This window comes from Amazonocrinis nigriterrae CENA67 (genome assembly GCF_016056305.1).
Classification (GTDB): domain Bacteria; phylum Cyanobacteriota; class Cyanobacteriia; order Cyanobacteriales; family Nostocaceae; genus Amazonocrinis; species Amazonocrinis nigriterrae.
This window is the reverse complement of record NZ_JAECZC010000070.1, coordinates 4305-26379: the sequence shown is the minus strand read 5'-3', so window position 1 is coordinate 26379 and position 22075 is coordinate 4305. Positions and strand designations below refer to the sequence as shown.

Sequence of the window (22075 nt, the reverse complement as noted above, 5' to 3'; positions counted from 1 at the left end):
AAGAAGCATCAATAGATAGTCAAAAATCTCAGGAATTGCAGCGAATGCTGTCCGAATACGAATTAATTGTTGATAGTGCTGAACAAGCTCTCATCTTGACCTGTAGACTATCAAGAACAAAAAAGATACTACTCTGGTAAGAAAAAAATGCATACTCTAAAAAACCAGTTTATTGTCTTACCTGGTGGGGAAGATATTGTAGATATCTATGTGGGAATGTTAGGAAAAAAAAGTGATATTAATTTGTTTCGAGATACTCGGCTGGGAATTTGCTGACTCACAAAGATTTATTGGCGATAAGGCTTATATTGGAGATGATGCTATTACCACACCTCATAAGAAACGAAAGAATACAGAAATTTCAGAATTACAAAAACAAGAGAATAAACAACTTTCGTCTCGCAGAATCGCAGTTGAACACATGATATGTCGGGTAAAAATATTTCGCGTAGCCTCGGAAAAATTCCGTCTAGCTCGTCATCGATATAGTCAGGTAATTCTAGCAGTTTGCGGACTGATTAGGTTAAGGCTTAATCGCTTAGTATCCTTAACCATTAATATTTAATTTTTTCTTTGGAAATTGATTTCATCGTTTTATACTTTTCACTTCAATTTTAGTTTTTTGTCTCAGAATGTCGCCAAACACCTATTTTATCGTAGAGTAAGATAGCGATCGCCTATTCAATCTGAATTGCTCAAACCCCTTCACAGTAAGTATTTACGTTTTGCGGATAAGTCTATTGAAAGCTAGTTTTAGCTACGCCTTCAATTTTTTACCAATTCGGTCAGTCTTGATAGGTTCATCTATAGTTTGCTGTGTTTGGGGATTTTATTTAGCGTTGGGGCCTATTTTTGCTAAGGAGATTTTACAAGGTGGGTCTAACACATTCGGCTTTTTAATGACAGCTTCCAGTTTAGGAACCTTAATTGGTAGTATCTATTTGACAGGACACAAAAAGGTGATGGAGTTAGGAAAAGTTCTGGCATTGGGGATAGGTTTCATGGGAGTGAGTCTGATTGTCTTTGCTTTATCTCGTGTATTATGGCTTTCGCTGCTTTCACTGTTGGCGGCTGGGTTCGGCTTTATTTTACAGATCATTTCTAGTCGTACAGTGCTTCAGTTATTAGTGACTGATGAAAATCGCGGTCAAATTACAGGACTTTACGTGATGGCATCTACAGGCGCAGTACCTATAGGCAATCTGATTGCTGGCGCACTAGCAAGTAGTATTGGTGTTGTTAATACTGTGATTATCGGTGCGAGTTTCTGTATTGTGGGATCAGTCTTTTTTATGCAGCAGATTTCTACTTTTCGTGACCAAATAATTCGTAGTTCCTAGTTTGTATCTGAAAAATGGCATAATCAGCCATATCAGCAAAATTGGTAACAAATAATGACTACAGTAAATGACCCTGCTGTTGTAAAAGAACTGACTGATTTGTACCTCCAATATGAAGAAGCTTTGACTAATAACAATCTGGAGGTGATGGATAGTTTATTTTGGGATGCACCAGAAGTAGTGCGCTTTGGTTTAGCAGAAAACCTTTACGGTAGTGAGGAGATTCGTAACTTTCGCGCCTCTCGACCGAACCCAAAAATAGAGCGTGAAATCTCGAATCTGAAAGTTGTGACGTTTGGCAAAGATGCATCAACTGTGACTCTAGAATTTCGCCGTATTATCAATGGTGTAGAACGTTTTGGACGGCAAAGCCAGACTTGGTATAGGTTTCCAGAGGGATGGAAGGTAGTTTCAGCACATGTTTCTTTGTTACCTGTGTGAATTTTCAGATGACTTTAGTACTAGAGTCAGAGTGTTTTGATGAGCTATTTGGAATTTCCGGGTGGGAGTATGTAGCCAGAAGATATTTCTCCCCCATGCCCCCCATCCCCCCTGCTTTCCATCACCCTATTCCCCAGTCCCTAACAAATAAACCAGCGCTTCTACTAGGGTTTGATTTTGTTCATCAGTGCCAATGGTGATGCGTAATTTATCTTCAAGTCCTGGCTGCTTGAAGTAGCGGATTAAAATTCCTTGTTCTTTGAGTTTTTGATAGAGGTATTCTGCGTTTTTTTGGGGAGGTTGTGCCAGCAAAAAGTTAGTTTGAGAATCCCAAATTTTAAAACCTAGTTGTTTTAAGTCTGTTGCTAACTTAGCCCGCGATGCTTTAATCTTTGCTACACAAGCGTTTTTATAATCTTGGTCAGTAATAGCAGCTGTTCCAACTGCACAAGCGATCGCATCGATATTATAACTATCCTTGACCTTAAACAATCCATCCAACAGCTTGGGATTCGCCACCCCAAACCCTAATCGCAATCCTGCTAAAGAATACCCCTTAGAAAGTGTCCGAATCACAATCACGTTCTCGTGTTCTTTTACCAAAGCCAATGCATTTTCTTCGGCAAAATCCACATATGCTTCATCAATCACTAAAATCCCAGATAACTTACTTGCTAGTTTTTGCAGGTCTTTTTTAGGCACTACATGCCCCGATGGACTATTAGGTGAAGCAATAAATGTTACAGAACCATTAGCGGCAAATAGTTCTTTTATAGGCAAACTGTAGTCCTCACCGTAATTAATTTCAATAATATCCGCTGCTTGCATTTCTGCTAAAGTACGATATAGGACATAGGTTGGCATTGGATAGACAACTTTCCGCCCTGGTTCTGCACAGGCACGAATCACGACGCTTAACAATTCGTCACTCCCATTTCCCACAATAATCCAATCACTGGGAACGCCTAGAACTTTACTTGTAGCTTGCCGGAATTCTTCCCCAAATGGCTGGGGATACCGCCGCAACCATTCGCCATCAATATTCCTTAGCACAGCCGTAGCCTTGGGAGAAGGAGGATATGGATTTTCGTTGCTGTTGAGTTTGATGATGTTTGTACCACGTGGAGGCTGTTCACCGGGTACATAACTAGCCATTGCATCAACATTAGAGCGGAAATAGTCGGTCATAAGTTTGTGTATTAGACTTGAACTTCGTTGAGGGGAGCGATTATGCAAAGTCCAACCTACAAGAAATTTCTCCTAAAATAAACTGTTTGTTACTCAAATCAAAATATGTCATACCAATTCTATGTCAGGTTATGCTCTGTTCATTTACAGGCAATTCATAAATTGCCCCAGAGAGGATGTAACTTTTCGTCAGTCATGTAACAGCCTTCTAAGAGGATGTTTAAAAAGTATTATTACTAACAACAAAAGCTTCCGAACTGAACCCCCCTACCCTTCCTTACTTATGAGGGAATAGGGGTTTCAAAGCCTCTCCCCGAAACGGAGAGAGGCTTGGAGAGGGGTTTTGAGTATACTTCACGACTTTCTAAACATCCTCTAAGCACAACTTCATACACAATTGCTATCAAGAAAGTAGACAAGACTCTTAAGAGTTTCAATATGAAATCACTAATATGACCTAAAATTTAAGTAATATTACTCTATATTTGCTTAACTTATGTTAAATATAAGTTTAAATAATTCCAGTAGTTTCTCGGTACTAGATTAATTTCTCCTTTAGCATAATTAACTCAACAGGTAACTGATAAGAAGCATAGATTTATCTAAATAGAATTCAGGAGTTAGGAGCCAGAATTCAGTATGAATTCTGTGCGACTGGTGAGGCAGTACGGTCTTGGGGTTTCCCCAAGTGGAGTAACTGCCGAACCCGAAGGGCGGATGAATAAACGGGTTTAAAACTCCCTCCAAATTGAAAATTTGGTGGTCTTCAATCAGTCGGGAATTCAGACCCACGACTGATTGATTCTGACTTCTGAATTCTTCTTCAAACAGTTACATATTGCTAAATCATGAATTTATAACATGATTTAGAAAGTTAATTTTTACATACAAGTCTAGAGATTGTAACTCTGAATTTTTAGTTACAAGACTCTAGTCATGAAAATCAACATGAGGTTTAGATATGCCAGATTTATTACGAAAAGAACTAGGCGATTTTAATAGCATTGTCTGCTTTAAATCGGTTATTCAAGGCATGGAAGATGCTTTAGGAGAAAAGGCTACAGCCATAGCATTAACTACAGCAGGTCGTTTGCGGGGTAAAAAATTGGCTGAAGATTTGGGTTTATCAGGATCTTTAGATTCCTTAGATAGTATAGCCGCCAAATTGTCTTTAGCTTTAGGGAAAGAAGGCACTAGATTGTGCATTGTTCATAAAATTGTGTCAGAAGGTGAGGTGATTAAAGCCTACACTTCTGAAACCGTTTGTTTAGCTGGTGAAGCACCAAATTCAGAACGCAAGTGTACCTTTACAATGGGTGCAATTTGGGGCGCTCTCGAACAAGTACTTGGACACCGTTTTAGAGGAGTACATACCGAATCGGTGCTAAGAGGTAGTAATTATGATGTCTTTGAATTTACTCCTCTTGGATAAGTAACACTTCATTCAATCTAAACCATACTTTCACTGGTTGGCAATTTACTGAAATTTCATACTCACTTTCAAATTCAGAGCAACAAAGAATACTTATATGGCTATCAATACAGAAAAGCTTGGGATGATTTTACAAAATTTTGTCACTGCTACTAATGATGTTCAAGGAGCAGCACTTGTTACTCCCGATGGACTACCCTTAGGCGCAAGTTTACCTGGAGCAATGGATGAAGAACGGGTATCAGCAATGTCAGCTTCCATGCTGTCTTTGGGAGAACGTATTGGACTTGAGTTAGCTAGAGGTAGCGTTGACCGGATATTTGTAGAAGGTAACAAAGGTTTTGGTGTTTTGACTGGTTGCGGGGAAGACGCTGTTTTGCTTGTCTTAGCTAGTGAAACTGCTAAACAGGGATTGCTAATGTTAGAAATCAAACGTGTTCTTGCAGAACTTAAACTAGTTTTAGCGTAAGTAATAATGTAAAAGTCCATCTCAAAAGTAACTAATATCACGTCTGGCTAGAGACTTTTTATTAAGGCGGTAGAGAAGCAGGGGAGAGGGTTTTAAGGTTTTTGCACACTTAACTTGGAATAATAAGCAATTAGCCGGACATGATATAAATTCTCAGTTCCTTGTAGACAAATATTTGCTACTATAAGGAACTTTTTAATTACCAATTAAATTATTGTTTAATCAAATCAGTAAACCCCTAACCTTCATTATATTTCAATTCATTAATTTCTAAAATTAAGGTGGGATTTAATTAAAAAATGAGTAAATAATAAATCGCTAATAATTAGTTTTTATGGAGTAAATAAACATGGAAATTATGCGTTTAATTGTCACAGGAACGGTTGGTGCAGGCAAGTCTACATTTATTCGTTCCATTAGTGAAATTGAAGTGGTAGATACAGATACTCGTGCAACTGACGAAACAGCATTGCTCAAGCAAAGAACCACTGTTGCTTTTGATTTTGGTAGGTTGCAATTTGGGCCAAATATGGCACTACACCTTTATGGTACACCTGGTCAATCTCGCTTTGATTTTATGTGGGATATTTTAATTCGCAAGGCTCACGCCTATATCTTACTCGTAGCTGCCCATAGACCTAGAGAATTCCGTAACGCGCGTCAAATCGTCCGTTTTATCGAGGAACGTGTACAAGTTCCTATGATTATTGGGCTAACACATACCGATTGTCCAGGAGCTTGGTCTGAGGAAGATGTGTATGTTGCTATTGGGTATGTGGATGAAAATAACCGACCTCCTCTTGTGAAAGTGAATCCAACGCAAGAAAATTCTGTCGCTGAAGCAGTTATTGCTCTCGTACAACACTCGATGCAAGGTTGTGCAGTTTAATATATTTTTGAAAAATGGTTTTTTGGGGAAGATTTGCCAGAAAGGGGGAAAGAAAAAGGGGGAAGGGGAAGGGGAAGGGAATTAAAGTTAAAACTTTTCCCTATATGGTATAGAGCTACTATCTTAATTGCCCAGAATATTCAAATCAGATTCTACCAGACACGTACTGCGATAAAAATCAGCATCCATACTTGAAACCTCTATCTTAATTTTGGGGTTCCCTCCCCCTTCCCCCCTTCCCCTTCCCCTTCTTCAATAGTATTTTTGGCTAAATATTTAAATCATTTTTATCAGAAGGATGTAAATCATGTCTATTACTGGAAATTTTGCAGATTTTTCTTTACCAGAACTATTACATTTTTTAGATCAAGGTAAAAAGACAGGACTACTTAATATTGAATTTTCACCCGAAGAAACAATTAATAGCACAAAGCAAGTTTATTATATTTGGCTGCATCAAGGTCGCATCTTAGCAGGTGGCGATCGCTTGGATGAACAAGGCTTGACGTTAATGATTGCTCAACGGGGATGGATCAGTGAACGTGTGATTTCTAGGGTGACTCAAATTTCCTCCTGTTTCATCGAATCTCCACTAGGGTTATGTCTCAAGGCTCAAGGATTGCTAGAACCGGAACAATTAAAACTATTATTTCATAGCCAAGTACTGCGACCAATATCTACCTTATTCCAAATCAAGGATGGTCTGTTTCGCTTTGAGCCAACATCAAAGATACCTTTAGCAGAGTTGACAGGTATAAGTATGTCTGCAACTGAAGTCATATTAATGGGTTTGCGATCGCTACGAGACTGGAAAGCTTTAGAAGATAAACTACCAGACCCGACTTCAGGTTTATCAAGTTTGGTAGGAAAACAGCCCCAATTACAGTTAAATGCCCAAGAATGGCAAGTCTGGGAATTTGTCAACGGACAAGTTAGTCTACAGAAAATTGCTAGTCAACTCAGATTATCTGTAGAAAATGCCCAACAAATTGCCTACCGACTAATTGTAGTTGGTTTGGCAGAAGAATATTTTATGGCTGCTACTGCTCCCACAGCAATCCCACAAGAATCCCTTCCCGCCGCCGCTTTTATCGAACCAGCCCCAAAGCCTGTTCAAAAACCAGCTATTAGTCAATCGTTTTTCAAAAATTTAGTGGGTTTTCTTCGCAATAAAGCACCATAATCAAGCGTGAGTTCGATGAACCTCTCCCCAACCCCTCTCCGATGCGGAGAGGGGCTTTAATACAATACGGTTCAGTTAAGGCTAAAACTCTTTGTCAAAGTCAATTTTTTAACGTAGACGCGTAAGCGGTGAAGCAGTACGATCTTGGGGTTTCCCCAAGTGGAGTAACTGCTGTTAGCGCAGCGGTAGCGAGGTACGAGCGTCACCCGAAGGGCTTGCCGCAGGCTACCGCAAAGGGCGCAAAGGAGAGGCAGCGCGGTCTTGGGGAGCCACTGCGTTGGGCGGCTCTGCCGACTTGAAGCATGTGGCGTGGTTTCCCCCATGAGCGACTGCCGTCGCAAAGAGTAAGAAGACAAGCTTAACTGAACTTTATTGGGCTTTAATATGCTTGATTTTTCGTTAATTGCTCTCCAAGTATACTGTTAACCACTTAGCCATCACTTGGACGTGAGGCGGGAAATTCATTGTAATGTGATTGCCTGGCACTTGGTGGATTTCTAGCCCTGCCATTGCTAAATCTTGCCAACCGAGTTCTGGGTTTTGTGGGTTGAAAGAATCACAGTTGCTTGCCTTAAAAAAGATGACTCGACCAGCATAAGGTTGCGGGACATAGTTTCGCATGGCTTTAATATTAATCTTGAACAGATTGTAGTAAATTTGCAATTCAGTTAAGCTAAAATCAGCAGGCATTCTCAATGCTGTTTTTCCTTGCTCTAAAAAGTATTGCAGTTGCTCCTCAGTACTCAGTTGCTGCAAATGTTCTGTAGCTACGGGAATGTTGGCACCCACACCCAAGGCGTAAGACATGATTTTGATTTCATCATCTTCGATATTTTCTGAGGGCATATGACCAACGCCAGGAGTATCAATTAGAGCAAGTAACGCTACTTTTTCACCTTGGGCGTGAAGTTGCTGTGCCATTTCATAGGCGATTGTACCGCCAAAAGAAGACCCGCCCAGAAAATAAGGCCCCACTGGTTGAACAACGCGCAGTGCTTCAATATAGTGAGTAGCCATTTCCTCAACTTGAGTTAGAGGGGTTGTCTTGCCATCGATGCCTTGTGCTTGCAATCCATAAACTGGTTGGTCTGAGTTTAAATATTGAGCTAAATCCCGATAGATATAGACGTGACCGCCAATAGGATGGACGAGGAAAAGCGGTGGTTTAGAACCAAGAGACTGCATTTCTACCAGCGTCGAGGGTAACTCTGGCTTGGCTTGTCCATTAGTTAGTTGAGACGGTGAGGCATTGTGAGTAATTAATTGAGCTAAGTTTGCAATCGTAGGTGCATCCATTAAGCTGTGGGGTGATAACTTCGTTTGCGTGGCTTCGCTGATTTTGGCGATTAAATGGACGGCGAGTAAAGAATCGCCTCCCAATTCAAAGAAGTCATCGTCAATTCCTACTAGTTCAATTCCTAAAGATTGTTGCCAAATTTGAGTTATAGTCTGCTCTAATTGACTGCGAGGTGCGACATAAACTTGACTCAATTTTGGTCTAGAATGATTTGGTTTAGATGAGTTAGCCTGTTGGTGAGATTGCAAATATTGCAATTCTTTAGCCGCGCTAAACTGCTCAAATCGCATGAGAAAATCTTGAGTTGATATCAAAACTTGCGGCAACCTACTATTTAAAATGTAGTCAAACGCTTCTACCCCTTCTTGAGGCAAAATACCTTGTTGAAAACTAACTTCACGCCATTGTTGCAGTTGTCTTGATACTTTAACGGTAGCCGCTTGCCCAACCTCTTGCCAACCATCCCAATTAATTGAAGTTATTAAGGTATTTGAGCGAGAAGCTTTATAGTTAGCAAAGGCATCTAAAAACGAATTTGCAGCACAATGATCTACAAGTCCCAATCCTGCTAAAAAGGAATTGAGTGACGAACAAAGAATAAAGAAATCTAAATCAAAATCCTGAAGTAAAGTATCTAATACCAAAGTCCCTATTACTTTCGGTGCTAGTAAATTAGATATATTTTCTGCTGTTTTCAGTTGAATCATACCTCCTGGCATGACACCGGCGGCATGAATCACACCATTAATTGTACCGAAGCGATCGCTAACTCCATCAATAACCACTTGCATCTGTTCTAAGTTTGCCACGTCTGCAATTGCGATCGCTATTTCTGCACCTAACGCCTCCATTGCTTGCAATTGGCGGATTTTGACACTGACGCTATCTTGTTCGTCATGAGTCAACAGCCATTGTTCCCACTCTGATTTTGCCGGAAAATGCGATCGCCCAAGTAACACTAATTTTGCCTTTACCGTTTTTGCCAGATATTCCGCCAAAACTAAACCAATACCGCCTAATGCGCCTGTAATTAGATAAACTCCGCCATTTTTTAACTTGGGTGTTACTTTTTCACTTCTATCTAGTTGCACTGGTGCAAAGGTTGGTACCCAACGATGATTACCACGATAGGCGATGACAGGATCTGAGGTTTCAATGGTTAGTTCTGTCAACAAATTGCTAATTAACTTTTCTCGTTGCTGACTACCAAATTTGGGCAGAACTATATCAATACTGCGACAAGAAATATTCAGATATTCTTGCGGAATAACTTTACATGGCCCAAGTAAAGTTGCTTTTTCTGGACATAGATTCTCTTCGCCTGTTACTTCTTGCAAGTTGTTAGAAATAACTGCAATTTGTAGATGTTCACTGAAATTGTGTTTACCTAATGCTTGCGCTAAAAATAGTAAACTCCATAACCCCAAATTTTGTAAATTTTCTACTCGTTCAAATCTCGTTTCTAAAAACTCTTCAGGCGTAACACTCCACAAATGTACAATCTTTTGTGGTAGCTTATTGAGCTTTTGCAGTTCTTGCCATAAAGTTTCATAATCTTGGTGCTGTGAGGGATTAAGCTTGTAGGCGTTTTGGCTATCGCTACTAAAATGCTCTCCAATCCTCACAGTAATCACATCTTCACCTGCAAATTCTAGCTGATTGCCGATGCGATCGCCTAAACCGCACTCATCTACAAATACCAGCCAGCAGGAAGGCTTTTTCACAAAGCTATCATTTCGCACTGGAATTAAAGAACGTTGCCAAGAGGGAATATAAAACCAGTCACCAATATCTGATTTTTTCTTCAAAGAGGTATCAGCCTCTTTAGATTCTTTGGTTTGTGTGAAAGCTAGAGGTGCTGCATCTGATATGGGTGCTTGAGCTAGGAAAATATGGTAGCCAAAATCATTATTTTCTGGTATAATACCAACTTCAACAAATCCATGCGTTAATAATGCCTGCTGCCACTGTTCCTTAGACAAAAACGGATTTGCTTGAGTGCGTTCTCCATCCTGCAAAGGTTTCATCCATAAGCCATCGGTGACATTGTAGATTAATTGAGGTTGCGTTACCTCCCAAATTAACAGCAGACCCCCAGGAGCTAATAAAGAACGGACATGATCTAGACTTTCTTTGATGTTTTGGGTGACATGCAGGACGTTAGCGGCGACAATCACATTAAAGCTATGCAAATCATACCCTTGTTCTTGGGGCGATCGCTCGATATCAAGCAGTTTATACTCGATAAAGGGATAGTTGCAAAACTTTTGTTTAGCGTTGTCCAAAAATAGACGCGCCACATCTGTATAAACGTAGGTAGTTTGTTGTGGTGGGAGTACGGGGAGTAAATGTGTTGTTGTTAACCCCATCCCTGCGCCAATATCTAAAATTCTCAGCTTGACTTGGGATGGTAATGATTTGATAATTTGTTGCAGAATGGTTTTTGCGATCGCATTATAGTAAGACAGCATCGGCCAATCTAAAGCAATACGCTCTGTATGTGCCAAAGAGTCTTGAGTAAACAGCAAATTTAGAGAGTTTTCTTTACCTGTTAATAAAGACGGAAGCTTTTCACGAGCTAGTAAAATAGGGTCAGCCCATAAGGGAGTATCTGCCCATTTGAGTTTGACTTCTGCTACCAAAGCCTCAAAAGCCTCATCAGAAATTGGTAGCAAATTGCTAAAGACTTCCCCTTCTTGCTGCAACTGTCCTTGTTCTACCAAAACTTGCAGCCATTGAGACAGCAATTGTTTGTGTTGTGGCAAAATTAGAAATTGCTCTAACAAATCTTCAATTGAGTATTTGTCAGTAGGCTGACTAAAAGCACCCAAATCTTTCAAAATGAGATTCAAATTAGCAACGCATAGATGATCTAAGCATTGTTGTTTAGCTAAATAAGTTGGGTGAGTAAATTTTGAGATGTCAGCAAGTGCTTGTTTTTCACCCGCCTCAACCGCCGCTTTCCACAGCCAAGAATTGCTAACTTTCTGTTGCTGTTCAGATAAAGCTTGTGGTTCAACCCAATATCGTTGACGTTCAAACGGATAGGTTGGCAATGGCACACGATAATGTTGTTCACTAGTATAAAACTCTGACCAATCAATTTCTACACCCGTTAGCCAAAGTCGTCCTAAAGCATTTAACAAAAATGCTACATCTGATTGTTGTTCTTGGGGATGGCGTAAGGAAGAAAGAATCAGTTTTGCATCCTTGTGAGGATTTTGCTTTGCCAGTGTCGTTAAAGTTCTCCCAGGCCCAACTTCTAATAAAATTCGGTGAGAATCTTGCATTAACTTTTCTACACCATCAGCAAAGCGCACTGTTTGACGCAGATGTAGCGCCCAATAGTTGGGGTCAGTAGCTTCTTGGGCAGTTATCCAAGTTCCCGTGACGTTAGAAATATAGGGAATTTTTGGGGAATTTAGCTTTACTTTCCTGACTAGTTGGATGAAAGGTTCTAAAATAGGTTCCATCATCTGCGAATGAAACGCATGAGAAGTATGCAAGCGGCGACTTTCTACACCTTGTGCGAGTAGCTGCTGTTCTAAAGCATCTATGGCTGCAATGGTACCTGCAATCACGCAACTAGCAGGGGAATTGATGACTGCTAGAGAAAGATTTTCATTGAGGTGCGATCGCGCTTCTGTTTCTGTTAAACTTACAGCTAGCATAGCTCCAGCAGGCATTTGCTGCATTAGTCGCCCCCGCGCCGCAACCAGTGACAAAGCATCTTCTAAAGAGAATACGCCAGCAATACACGCCGCCACATATTCACCAATACTATGCCCAATTGCAGCTTGAGGACGCACACCCCAGGACATCAATAATTGCGCTAATGCATACTCAATTACAAATAGCGCTGGTTGTGTAATTGCCGTTTCCTTTAATTGCTGTGCGGCGCTTTCTGCTTGTTCCTCACTAGGATACAAAACATCACGCAAATCTAATCCTAAATAAAGTTTCAGAAATTCCGAGCATTTATCAATTTGTTCACGAAATATCGGTTCAACTTGATAAAGTTCCAACGCCATATTCACGTATTGAGAACCTTGTCCAGAAAACATGAATGTGATAGTTGGTTGTTGGGATTCTTGAGTATTTGTCAAAACTCGTTTATCAAGTTGAGAAAGTGCCGTTACCGCCTCTTGTAAATCACTACAAACAAGTATTTGCCGATGATTAAAAGCCTTACGCCCAACAGCCAACGTATAAGCCACATCAGCCAAATTTAATTTAGAATATTGTTTTAAATGTTCAATTAAGTTGTGCGTAGCTGTATTCAATGCAGACTCAGATTTAGCTGAAACTAACAACAACTGATAACTTCTCCCCCGCCCCCTTGCACCCTTGCACCCCTGCTTCCCAACAGGTGCTTCTTCTAAAACAACATGAGCATTCGTACCACCAATACCAAACGAACTAACTCCAGCACGGCGAGGACTGCCATTTTTTTGCCATTCAACTAGTTTAGTATTAACGTAAAAAGGACTGTTAGCAAAATCAATTTTGGGATTAGGAGTTTCAAAGTGCAAACTTGGCGGTAAAGATTGATATTTAAGTGCCTGAATAGTTTTGATTAAACCTGTAACGCCTGCTGCTACATCCAAATGTCCGATATTTGTTTTTACTGAACCAATGGCACAAAAATTCTTTTTTTGAGTGCTGGCGCGAAAAGCTTTTGTGAGTGCGGCAATTTCAATGGGATCGCCTAAAGGTGTTCCGGTACCGTGTGCTTCGATATAACTAACAGTTTCTGGATCAACTTCCGCCATTGCCAACGCCTGAGCAATAACTTCCGCTTGACCGTCTACACTGGGAGCAGTGTAACCTACTTTCATCGAGCCATCATTGTTCAAAGCAAAGCCTTTGATGATGGCATGGATAGTATCACCATCTGCGATCGCATCTTCTAATCGTTTTAAAACAACAATTCCCACGCCACTCCCCGCTAAGGTTCCCTGCGCTTGGGCATCAAAAGCCCGACAATGACCGTCAGGGGAAAAAATCATGCCTTCTTGATACAAATAACCCGCTTTTTGCGGCAAACTAATAGAAACTCCTCCCGCCAAAGCGATATCACATTGATAATTCAACAAACTTTGGCACGCCATACAGGTAGCAACTAAAGAAGTCGAACAAGCAGTTTGAATATTAATACTTGGCCCTTTGAGGTTAAGTTTATATGAAACGCGAGTGGGCAAGAAATCTTTATCGTTGGCAATTATCATTTGATAAGCACCAGCTGAACGGGTTAATTCAGAGTTGCTAAAAAGGTGATTCAACAAATAGCCACTCATCCCCACCCCCGCATACACACCAATTGCACCTGTATAGGTTTCAGGGTTATAACCTGCATTTTCTAACGCTTCCCAAGCAGACTCTAAAAAGATGCGATGTTGTGGATCGGTAATAGTGGCTTCTTTGGGACTAAAGCCAAAAAAAGCAGCATCAAATAAATCGATATCATCTAAAACTGCTTTAGCTTTAACGTAGTTAGGGTTACGAAATACTGCTGCATCAATGCCATTTGATGCTAATTCTTGTTCAGAGAAAAAAGAAATAGACTCTACGCCGTCCTTAAGATTCTGCCAAAATTCGTCCACATTTTTAGCACCTGGAAATCTCCCTGCCAGACCAACAATGGCAATTCCTTCTAAGGCTTCGTGGCTTTCTAGATTATCCATTTTGCTTTTTCCTTTGATTTTTTTGTTTTTGTAGATGTAGGGCTTGTTTTTGCTTATTGGCGCGTTCTTGGCTATGTGCAAAAATAGTTTGTGCTGCGTTTTTCTGATTCAAATGTTTAGCTAAAGCGCTTACCGTGGGATATTGAAACAATTCCACCATCGAGACTTCTTGCTGCAACACATGGCGCAACTGATTGTGAACTTGCGCCATCCGCAGAGAATGACCACCCAAGTCGAAGAAATTGTCATGTAACCCGACTTGGTTTAATTGCAAGACTTGTTGCCAAATTGCTGCGATCGCTTGTTCTATTTCCGTCTGGGGTGCGATGTACGTCGTGTCTACTTCTGACCCCAGCGCTTCAGGTGCAGGGAGTGCTTTACGATCCACCTTGCCATTCGGAGTTTGTGGCAAAGCATCAAGAAACACAAAGCTAGAAGGCACCATATAGTCAGGTAACTGCTTTTTGAGAAAGTTTCGTAAACTTTGAGCAGCCGTACGTTGTAAAACTTTTAGAAATCCGCCAGTTTTGAGAAGATACTCAACACTTTGATTCAGAATCGCTTGTTGGGATGGTGCAAGCTGAAATTTAACTCCTACTCTTTTTCCTTGCTGCCAAACAATTTCACCGGAAAACCACTGGCTATCACTGGAGCCTGGTAATTTAATACACAAACGGATATTTTGAGCAGTCATTTCTGGCACTCCCACCAAGCAGACACCTCCAACAGAAATGTCTTCAGTTTCGACTTTTACCGTCCCGTAGCCGTTCAATTGTGCCAAACACTCACTCTGATAAGGCACTCTATCCAACGTTTGCTTGGGAACAATATAACCAACTAAAGCCTTGTCACCTGATATATCCTCTCGCGCCATAACTACAGCTTCCCGTACATCTGGGTGCTGACTCAAAACCGCCTCAATTTCCCCCAGTTCAATGCGAAACCCGCGAATTTTCACCTGGTTATCAAGCCGTCCCAAGTATTCTATATTACTATCAAGCAGATAACGAGCCAAGTCTCCAGTTTTATACAAACGGAGTGAGGAGTTAGGAGTTAAGAATTCTCCTGCTGCTCCCCTGCATCCCTGCTGTTGCAAAAAGGATTAGAGATAAACTTTTCAGCGGTCAGTTCCGGTCGATTGAGATACCCTCGTGCTAACCCTACTCCACCGATGTATATTTCTCCAGGAACGCCGATAGGAACAGGCTGAAGATGGGGGTCGAGTATATAGACTTGCGTGTTGGCGATGGGACGACCAATAGGAGGAGAAGTATTATTTGTGCTAACAACTGTTGCACATGTCGTCACAACAGTATTTTCTGTTGGGCCGTAGTGGTTAACTAAACTAAAAGGAAAAGCTTTGGAAACAGGGTGTAGCCTATCTCCACCTGTGAGTAAAAACCTTAAAGATAAGTCTTGAGGCCATTCCTCTAACAAGACTGCTTCTGCTAAGGGAGTTGGTAAAAAACAGATGGTAATTGCCTTTTGAGTTAGCCATTCTACTAGCTTTGCCGGAGAACTGCGAGTAGCTTCATCCGGGATATAAATACTTGCTCCCGTACTTAAGTAGGGCCACACCTCCCATACAGAAGCATCGAAAGCTGAACCTGCTAACTGTGTCGCTCGATCTGATGGCGTTAAGTTGTAAACCTGTTGATGCCAAGTGACAAGATTAACCAAACCCCTGTGTTGAATTTCTACACCTTTGGGTTTGCCTGTGGAACCTGAAGTATAGATTGCATAGGCAAGGTGATCAGCAGTTGTTTGACAGGAAGGATTTTCACTGCTAAATCTAGCAACATCTTGCCAATCTGTATCGAGACAAATCACATGCGTTTGATAGTGTGACAAAGATGCAATCAATGTGCTTTGGGTTAGTAGCACCGGCACATGTGCATCACAGAGCATAAAAGCCAAGCGATCGCTAGGATAAGCTGGATCAAGTGGCAAGTATGCACCACCAGCTTTGAGAATGCCTAAAATACTGATGAGAGTATGAAGCGATCGCTCAACACAAATCCCCACCAACACTTCTGGCCCGACACCGAGATTTTGCAAGTAATGCGCTAGTTGGTTGGCTTTAGTATTCAGTTGTTGGTAAGTTAGTTGCTCATCTCCAAAAACCACTGCTACAGCATCCGGTGTTTTCTCCACCTGTGCTGTAAATAACTGATGAATACAGGTATTGTCAGGATAATCGGTTTGGGTGTGATTCCACAACTGCATCTGCTGCCATTCTGGCTGAGTCAGCAACGGTAACTTGCCAATAGGTTGGTCTGGATTGGCCAGAATGCCTTCTAGTAAAGTTTGGAAATGTCCAACCATCCGAGCGATCGCATCTGCGGCAAACAAATCGGTGCTGTATTCAAACACGCCGATGAAACCGTCTGGTCTTTCCTCTAAAGCTAGTGTTAAATCGAACTTTGCCGTACCCGTATCCACATCGAGCTGGCTGTAACTCCACGGTGGAGTCAGGGCTGGCATCGGCGGGGCAATCACAAACGCAACTTGAAATAAAGGGTTCCAACTCAGTTCGCGTTTAGGTTGCAGTACTTCCACCAATTTCTCGAAAGGTACATCTTGGTGAGCATCAGCTTCTAGCGCTACTTCCCTTACTCTAGCCAGCAATTGCCGAAACGTCGGATTGCCAGAGAGGTCAGTTCGTAACACCAAAGTATTGACAAAAAAGCCCATTACCCCTTCTAATTCTGAATGTTGGCGATTAGCAATAGGCGAACCGACTAAAATATCTTCTTGTGCTGTGTAACGGTAGAGTAAGATTTTGAACACCGCTAGCAGCGTCATAAATAAAGTGACACCTTCGGTACGAGCAAAAGTTTTCAGCGTCTGTGTGAGGTTTGAAGATAGACTGAACGGTTGTCGCGCCCCCCGAAAAGACAGGACGTTAGGTCGCGATCGCTGAGTAGGAAGTTGCAGCACAGGCAAACAACCGCCCAGTTGCTGCTGCCAATAAGCGAGTTTACTGAAGAGCGATTCACCTTGCAACCACTGTCGCTGCCAGACGGCAAAGTCAGCGTATTGGATGGCAAGGTCAGGAAGAGGTGAGGGCAAGCCTTCAGAGAAAGCCTCGTAAAGTACCATCAATTCCCGCATAAAAATGCTTAATGACCATCCATCAGAAATGATGTGGTGTACCGTAACTAAAAAAGTGTACTGCTGTTGCGCGAGGTGTAAAAGCGTCACCCGCAGCAGTGGCCCTTGTTCTAAATCGAATGGTAGTTGAGCTTCTTTTGTTGCCAATCGCTGAACTTTAAGCTGGCGGTTTGGTTCACTTAAGTAGCTCAGGTCTATTTCTTGCAAAGAGTAATAACGCTGTAGAGTAGATTCTTCCTCACCAGAAGCCACAGCTTGCACAGGTTGTCCATCAGCGATCGCGGAGCGCGCCCTATGCCCCAACTCAGCTTCGCTGAGTTGCCCTGAGCCAAGCTCAGGGGGAGGGCAGTCGTCAAGACTGCCCTCCGGGCATATACGGGCGATCGCAAATGTTGTTCGCAGAACCTCATGGCGAAGAACAATTTCCTGAAAACTTTTCTCTAGTGCTACCCGATCTAGTTGTCCGTGGAATTGAACAGCACCGGGAATGTTATAAATTGCACTTTTGGGAATTAACTGATCGAGAAACCACAACCGTTGCTGAGCAAAGGAGAGAGGAAAGACAAAGACTTCTTCCTCGGCAGATGAGGGAGATGAGGGGGATGAGGGAGATGAGGGGGATGAGGGAGATGAGGGGGGTGTTACTTTTTCATCTTCTCCATTTCTAGATGCTGTTTCTGAATGCAACTTGGTATCATCAGTACCCGAAGAGTTTTTCACAGCCTCAGAGGAATTGCTAGGAAGCTTTTGTATCATTTGTTAATCTTTATTCACTTTTATAGTTCAATACAGCCGCGCCAGTAGGGTCGGGTTTACCGATATCCTCGTTAATAGTTGATGATGTCTAGGGGACTTCCAGAAATTAAATTATTCAATTTGGAGAGGGAAGACGATGAATAGACTCTTTCTCCCCCTGCTCAAGAAAGCTACCCCCGCTCCCCCTGCTCTCTTCTTTCACCCAAGCTATCCGTCTCATTTTTCAGCGAAGAGCGCTTCATACGATACCTGCCGCGAGAAACTGATGTAATGGCAGGTTCTGATGTTACTGAAGTGCCTTGAAGTTGAGCGATCGCTTCAGCTAGTTCCGCCACAGTGGGAGACTCAAACATCAGGCGCAAGGGCAAATCTACTTGGAACAGACTACGTAATCTAGAAATTACCTGCGTTGCTAGTAGCGAGTGTCCTCCCAAATCTAAGAAATTGTCGCGGATGCCGATTTGGTCACGTTTGAGAACTTCAGCCCAAATATCAACAATAGCTTGTTCAATAGCAGTACGAGGTGCGGCAAATCCTGTTGTTGATTCGGGTTTAGCTAGTGCTACAGTTGCTGAGCGTTGTTGCAAAGCTTTGCGATCCACTTTGCCACTAGGAGTCAGAGGCAGAGCATCCAGCAGAATAAAACTAGCAGGCACCATGTAGTCAGGTAATTTATGCTTGAGGAAATTTCGTAAGTTTGCACTAACTGTACGCTGCCAAACTTTTAAAAAGCCTTGGCTTTCCAAGAGGTAATGAACGCCTCGCTCCCACAATTGTTGCTGTTCGGGTGTGAGGTCGAGTTGGATACCTGCTCGATTTCCTTGATACCAAGCGATACTTCCCAACAGCCACCTTTCCTCATTGGAACCTGGTAATTGCAGACGTATGCGGACAGGCTGCCCTGATTCTAAATCAATATTAATACCTACCAAACAAATACCAGTGATAGAGATGTCTTCAGTTTCCAGAGTGGCTGTACCCTTGCCAGTAAATTCTACTGCACAAGCAACTTGATAAGGCACTCGTTCTGGATAATGAGCAGCGACAACATAAGCCAGAAGTCGCTGATCACCCGTTGGATCATCTTGGGCGATCGCGATCGCTTCCCGTACATCTGGATGTTGGCTTAACACCGCCTCAATTTCCCCCAGTTCGATACGGAATCCCCGCAATTTCACCTGATAATCGAGTCGCCCCAGGTATTCAATATTGCCATCAGGCAAATAACGAGCCAAATCCCCGGTTTTATACAAACGCTTAGGAGTGCTGAGTGAATTAGGAGTTAAGAGTGAAGAGTTAGGAGTTAGGAGTGAGGAGTTAGGAGTTATAAATGCTCCCTCATCACCCCTGCTTTCACCAAAAGGATTATCAACAAACTTCTCTTGCGTCAATTCCGGTCTATTGAGGTAGCCTCGTCCAACACCAACGCCGCCAATGTAAAGTTCTCCCGGAACCCCCACAGGTACAGGTTGCAAATGAGAATCTAACAGATAAATTTGTGTATTGCTGATGGGGCGACCGATGGGAACAATTGATAGATTGCTATCTGGCTGGCATTTCCAGGCGGTTACGTCAATGGCGGCTTCTGTTGGGCCGTAGAGGTTGTGTAGTTCGGCATTCAATACAGCAAAACAACGCTTTTGCAGACTCACAGATAACGCTTCACCACTACAGATAATGCGTTTGATGCTGTTGCAACTTGTAACTTGAGGCTCTTCTAAAAAGACTTGTAGCATGGAAGGAACAAAGTGCAGCGTTGTAATTTGCTGCTGGATGATTACCTTTACCAAGTAACTACTATCTTGATGTCCGCCTGGTTGAGCAATAATTAAACGAGCGCCTGTAATTAACGGCCAGAAAAATTCCCAGACAGATACGTCAAAACTGAAGGGTGTTTTTTGTAAAATGCGATCGCTCTCTGTTAATCCATAAGTCTTCTGCATCCACAATAAACGATTGCAGATTCCTTGGTGAGTATTCATCGCCCCTTTTGGCTTGCCGGTTGAGCCAGAGGTATAAATGACATACACTAAGTTTTCTGGGCTGACTTGGTTGTGGGGATTTTCTTGACTACATTGGGCAATACTTAACCAGTCGGTATCTAAACAAATAACTTGTGCTTGGTGCGGTGGAAGAGAATCAACTAACTGTGACTGAGTAAGTAGGATGCTCACTTGAGCATCTTCAAGCATGAAAGCTAAACGTTCTTTAGGATACCCAGGATCAAAAGGCACGTAAGCACCACCAGCTTTTAATATTCCTAGCAGTCCGACGATTGTATCTAAAGAGCGTTCCATGCAAATACCAACTAGCACATCTTTTCCTACACCTTGAAATTTTAAGTAATGAGCGAGTTGATTAGCATGTTGGTTGAGTTGGTTATAGGTTAGAGTATTGCCACCAGCTTCTAACCCATCAAAGATAACTGCAACGACATCGGGAGAACGTTCAACTTGGGCTGCAAATAATTCATGCAAACATATATTCAGAGGATAATTTGTTTGGGTATCGTTCCAAGCTTGCAACTGTTGCTTTTCTGGTGCTGTTAGTAAGGGTAATTCTCTTACTTTCTGTGCTGGATTTGCCACAATCGCTTCTAAAACAGTTTGGAAATGTCCGACCATCCGCACGATGGTTGCTGCATCAAATAAGTCGCTATTGTACTCAAAGTAACCTACTAAACCTTCCGGGCGATCGTCGAGAGAAAGTGTCATATCCATATTTGAGGTTCCCGTATCCACAATTAGGGGACGCAAACTCCATCCAGACAAGAGCGCAGGTGTTGGTGGTTCCAGAACGAATAGTACTTGAAATAAGGGGTGCTGACCAAGATGGCGTTCCGGTCGCAGCACTTCAACTAATTTTTGGAAGGGCACATCTTGGTTAGCGTAAGCGCCTAAAGTAACTTCCCGGACTTGCAAGAGCAATTCTCGGAAACTAGGATCACCGGAAAGGTCTGTCCGCAACACCAAGTTATTAATTAAAAACCCAATTAACCCAGCAATTTCGGGACGATTCGACCCGGAAATGACCGCCCCTACACTCACGTCATCTTGTCGAGCATAACGTGCTAGCACGGTTTTGAGTGCGGCTAGCAAAGTCATAAATAAAGTAACTCCCTCACGACTGCTTAGGGCTTTGAGTTCATCTGTCAAGGCTTTGGGCAATTTCACCGAATGTCTAGCGCCTCGAAAAGTTTCCATTGCTGGACGCGGACGGTCTGTTGGCAATTGCAGCATCGAGAGATTAGCAAGATGTTTTTGCCAATAATTCAGTTGAGGTGCGAGAATTTCATCTTGCAACCATTGCCGTTGCCAGTAAGCAAAGTCTGCATATTGGATTGATAATTCTGGTAATGGGGAAGGTTTACCTTCACAGAAAGCTTGGTAAAGTACCGCCAATTCTTGCAAAAAGACGTTGTACAGAGAAACGCCATCAAAGATTAGATGGTGCATCGTCATGTACAATCGATAATCTGTCTCACTCAGCCTGACTAAAATCGCTCGTAGTAGAGGGAGTTCAGTTAAGTCAAACGGTTTCTGTGCTTGAACGCTTGCGAGTCGCAATGCTTCGGCTTCTCCCTCGGCTGGGGGAAGCGTTTGCAAATCTATAACGGGTAAAGCAATATAAGGAGCAGGATGAATGACTTGAACAGGTTGTCCATCCGCCATTTCAAACGTGGTGCGCCAAATTTCGTGTCGCCGGATAATTTCGTTAAAACTTTGTTCTAGGGCAGTTGGATTCTGCAAACCAGGGAGGCGAATATCCGCAGATTGGTTAGATAAGGCGGTACTAGGAACCAATTGCTCAAAGAACCACAAGCGGTGTTGTGAAAACGAAAGCGGCAAGTTTTGATTCCGAGGAATAGGAAGAATAGGAGGTGCTTGCAAGCTAGGTTTTTCTTGGTTGGTTGCGATTTCTTGGGCAAGTTGGGCAATGGTAGGCGAGTCAAATAGCGATCGCATCGGCAAGTCTACCTGGTAGCTGTCGCGGATGCGGGAAACCACCTGAATGGCGAGTAAGGATTGTCCGCCTAATTCTAAAAAGTTGTCTTGAATACCAACTCGTTCTATTCCCAGGACTTCAGCCCAAATTTCTGCTAGTCCTGTTTCGATAGGTGTGCGCGGTGGTACAAAGTTTTCTGCAAGTTCCGGCCGAGACGCATCAGGGGCTGGTAGTGCTTGACGATCAACTTTACCGTTGGGCGTAATTGGCAGGGATTCCAACAAAAGCAAGCGATCGGGCATCATGTACTCAGGTAGCTTTTCTTGCAGGAAACTCC

The 22075-nt window shown here is 42.4% G+C and carries 11 protein-coding genes and 6 pseudogenes; 8 read left to right on the top strand and 9 right to left on the bottom strand.

Translation table 11 applies throughout. The annotated features are described in order from the left end of the window. Positions 1-147: 147 nt before the first annotated feature. The 4 genes from I8748_RS35850 to hpxZ all read left to right on the top strand — a co-directional run bounded on the left by I8748_RS35850 (position 148) and on the right by hpxZ (position 1781). Positions 148-276 carry a hypothetical protein gene (locus I8748_RS35850; RefSeq protein ID WP_263976782.1) on the top strand — a complete coding sequence of 43 codons (129 nt, stop codon included), beginning with the start codon at positions 148-150 and terminating at the stop codon, positions 274-276. Next, complete coding sequence (locus I8748_RS35400; protein ID WP_318781272.1) at positions 233-565, top strand: transposase family protein; 333 nt, start codon at positions 233-235, stop codon at positions 563-565. The genes I8748_RS35850 and I8748_RS35400 overlap by 44 nt, the downstream gene beginning before the upstream one ends. 175 nt (positions 566-740) lie before the next feature. Next, entirely contained in the window at positions 741-1340 is a 600-nt protein-coding gene (locus tag I8748_RS26795; RefSeq protein ID WP_198127562.1) for an MFS transporter, read from the top strand. 54 nt (positions 1341-1394) lie between these two features. Next, positions 1395-1781 carry an oxalurate catabolism protein HpxZ gene (gene hpxZ, locus I8748_RS26790; RefSeq protein WP_198127561.1) on the top strand — a complete coding sequence of 129 codons (387 nt, stop codon included), beginning with the start codon at positions 1395-1397 and terminating at the stop codon, positions 1779-1781. 126 nt (positions 1782-1907) lie between these two features. On the opposite strand, the gene hisC is transcribed toward hpxZ, so the two are convergent. Continuing rightward, complete coding sequence (hisC, locus tag I8748_RS26785) at positions 1908-2969, bottom strand: histidinol-phosphate transaminase (RefSeq protein ID WP_198127560.1); 1062 nt, start codon at positions 2967-2969, stop codon at positions 1908-1910. Positions 2970-3930: 961 nt separating this feature from the next. Between hisC and I8748_RS26780 the strand changes: the two genes are divergently transcribed. The 4 genes from I8748_RS26780 to I8748_RS26765 all read left to right on the top strand — a co-directional run bounded on the left by I8748_RS26780 (position 3931) and on the right by I8748_RS26765 (position 6942). Further along, positions 3931-4401 carry a hydrocarbon-binding protein gene (locus tag I8748_RS26780; RefSeq protein ID WP_198127559.1) on the top strand — a complete coding sequence of 157 codons (471 nt, stop codon included), beginning with the start codon at positions 3931-3933 and terminating at the stop codon, positions 4399-4401. Between the two features lie 97 nt (positions 4402-4498). Further along, positions 4499-4870 carry a roadblock/LC7 domain-containing protein gene (locus I8748_RS26775; RefSeq protein ID WP_198127558.1) on the top strand — a complete coding sequence of 124 codons (372 nt, stop codon included), beginning with the start codon at positions 4499-4501 and terminating at the stop codon, positions 4868-4870. A 349-nt stretch (positions 4871-5219) separates the two neighbouring features. Then, complete coding sequence (locus I8748_RS26770; RefSeq protein WP_198127557.1) at positions 5220-5759, top strand: GTP-binding protein; 540 nt, start codon at positions 5220-5222, stop codon at positions 5757-5759. Between the two features lie 307 nt (positions 5760-6066). Continuing rightward, positions 6067-6942, top strand: a complete 876-nt coding sequence (locus tag I8748_RS26765) for a DUF4388 domain-containing protein (RefSeq protein ID WP_198127556.1) — start codon at positions 6067-6069, stop codon at positions 6940-6942. Positions 6943-7341: 399 nt separating this feature from the next. Here the strand turns inward: I8748_RS26765 and I8748_RS36370 are convergent, their stop codons facing one another. The 8 genes and pseudogenes from I8748_RS36370 to I8748_RS36505 form a co-directional block, all read right to left on the bottom strand. Further along, a complete protein-coding gene (locus I8748_RS36370) occupies positions 7342-13923 on the bottom strand; it encodes a type I polyketide synthase (protein ID WP_198127555.1) in 6582 nt (2193 codons plus the stop codon). Continuing rightward, positions 13916-14167 (bottom strand): annotated as a pseudogene (locus I8748_RS36365) (phosphopantetheine-binding protein); the annotation flags it as partial. The gene I8748_RS36370 and the pseudogene I8748_RS36365, both read right to left, overlap by 8 nt. A gap of 117 nt (positions 14168-14284) precedes the next feature. Continuing rightward, positions 14285-14404: pseudogene (locus tag I8748_RS36360) on the bottom strand (AMP-binding enzyme); the annotation flags it as partial. A gap of 132 nt (positions 14405-14536) precedes the next feature. After that, positions 14537-14797 (bottom strand): annotated as a pseudogene (locus I8748_RS36355) (PilZ domain-containing protein); the annotation flags it as partial. 179 nt (positions 14798-14976) lie between these two features. Beyond that, positions 14977-17793 carry a non-ribosomal peptide synthetase gene (locus I8748_RS36130; protein WP_318781270.1) on the bottom strand — a complete coding sequence of 939 codons (2817 nt, stop codon included), beginning with the start codon at positions 17791-17793 and terminating at the stop codon, positions 14977-14979. Between the two features lie 170 nt (positions 17794-17963). Then, a pseudogene (locus I8748_RS36510) lies at positions 17964-18239 on the bottom strand (phosphopantetheine-binding protein); the annotation flags it as partial. A gap of 159 nt (positions 18240-18398) precedes the next feature. Then, positions 18399-21710, bottom strand: a pseudogene (locus I8748_RS26750) (amino acid adenylation domain-containing protein); the annotation flags it as partial. A 60-nt stretch (positions 21711-21770) separates the two neighbouring features. After that, positions 21771-22040: pseudogene (locus I8748_RS36505) on the bottom strand (phosphopantetheine-binding protein); the annotation flags it as partial. Positions 22041-22075 lie beyond the last annotated feature (35 nt).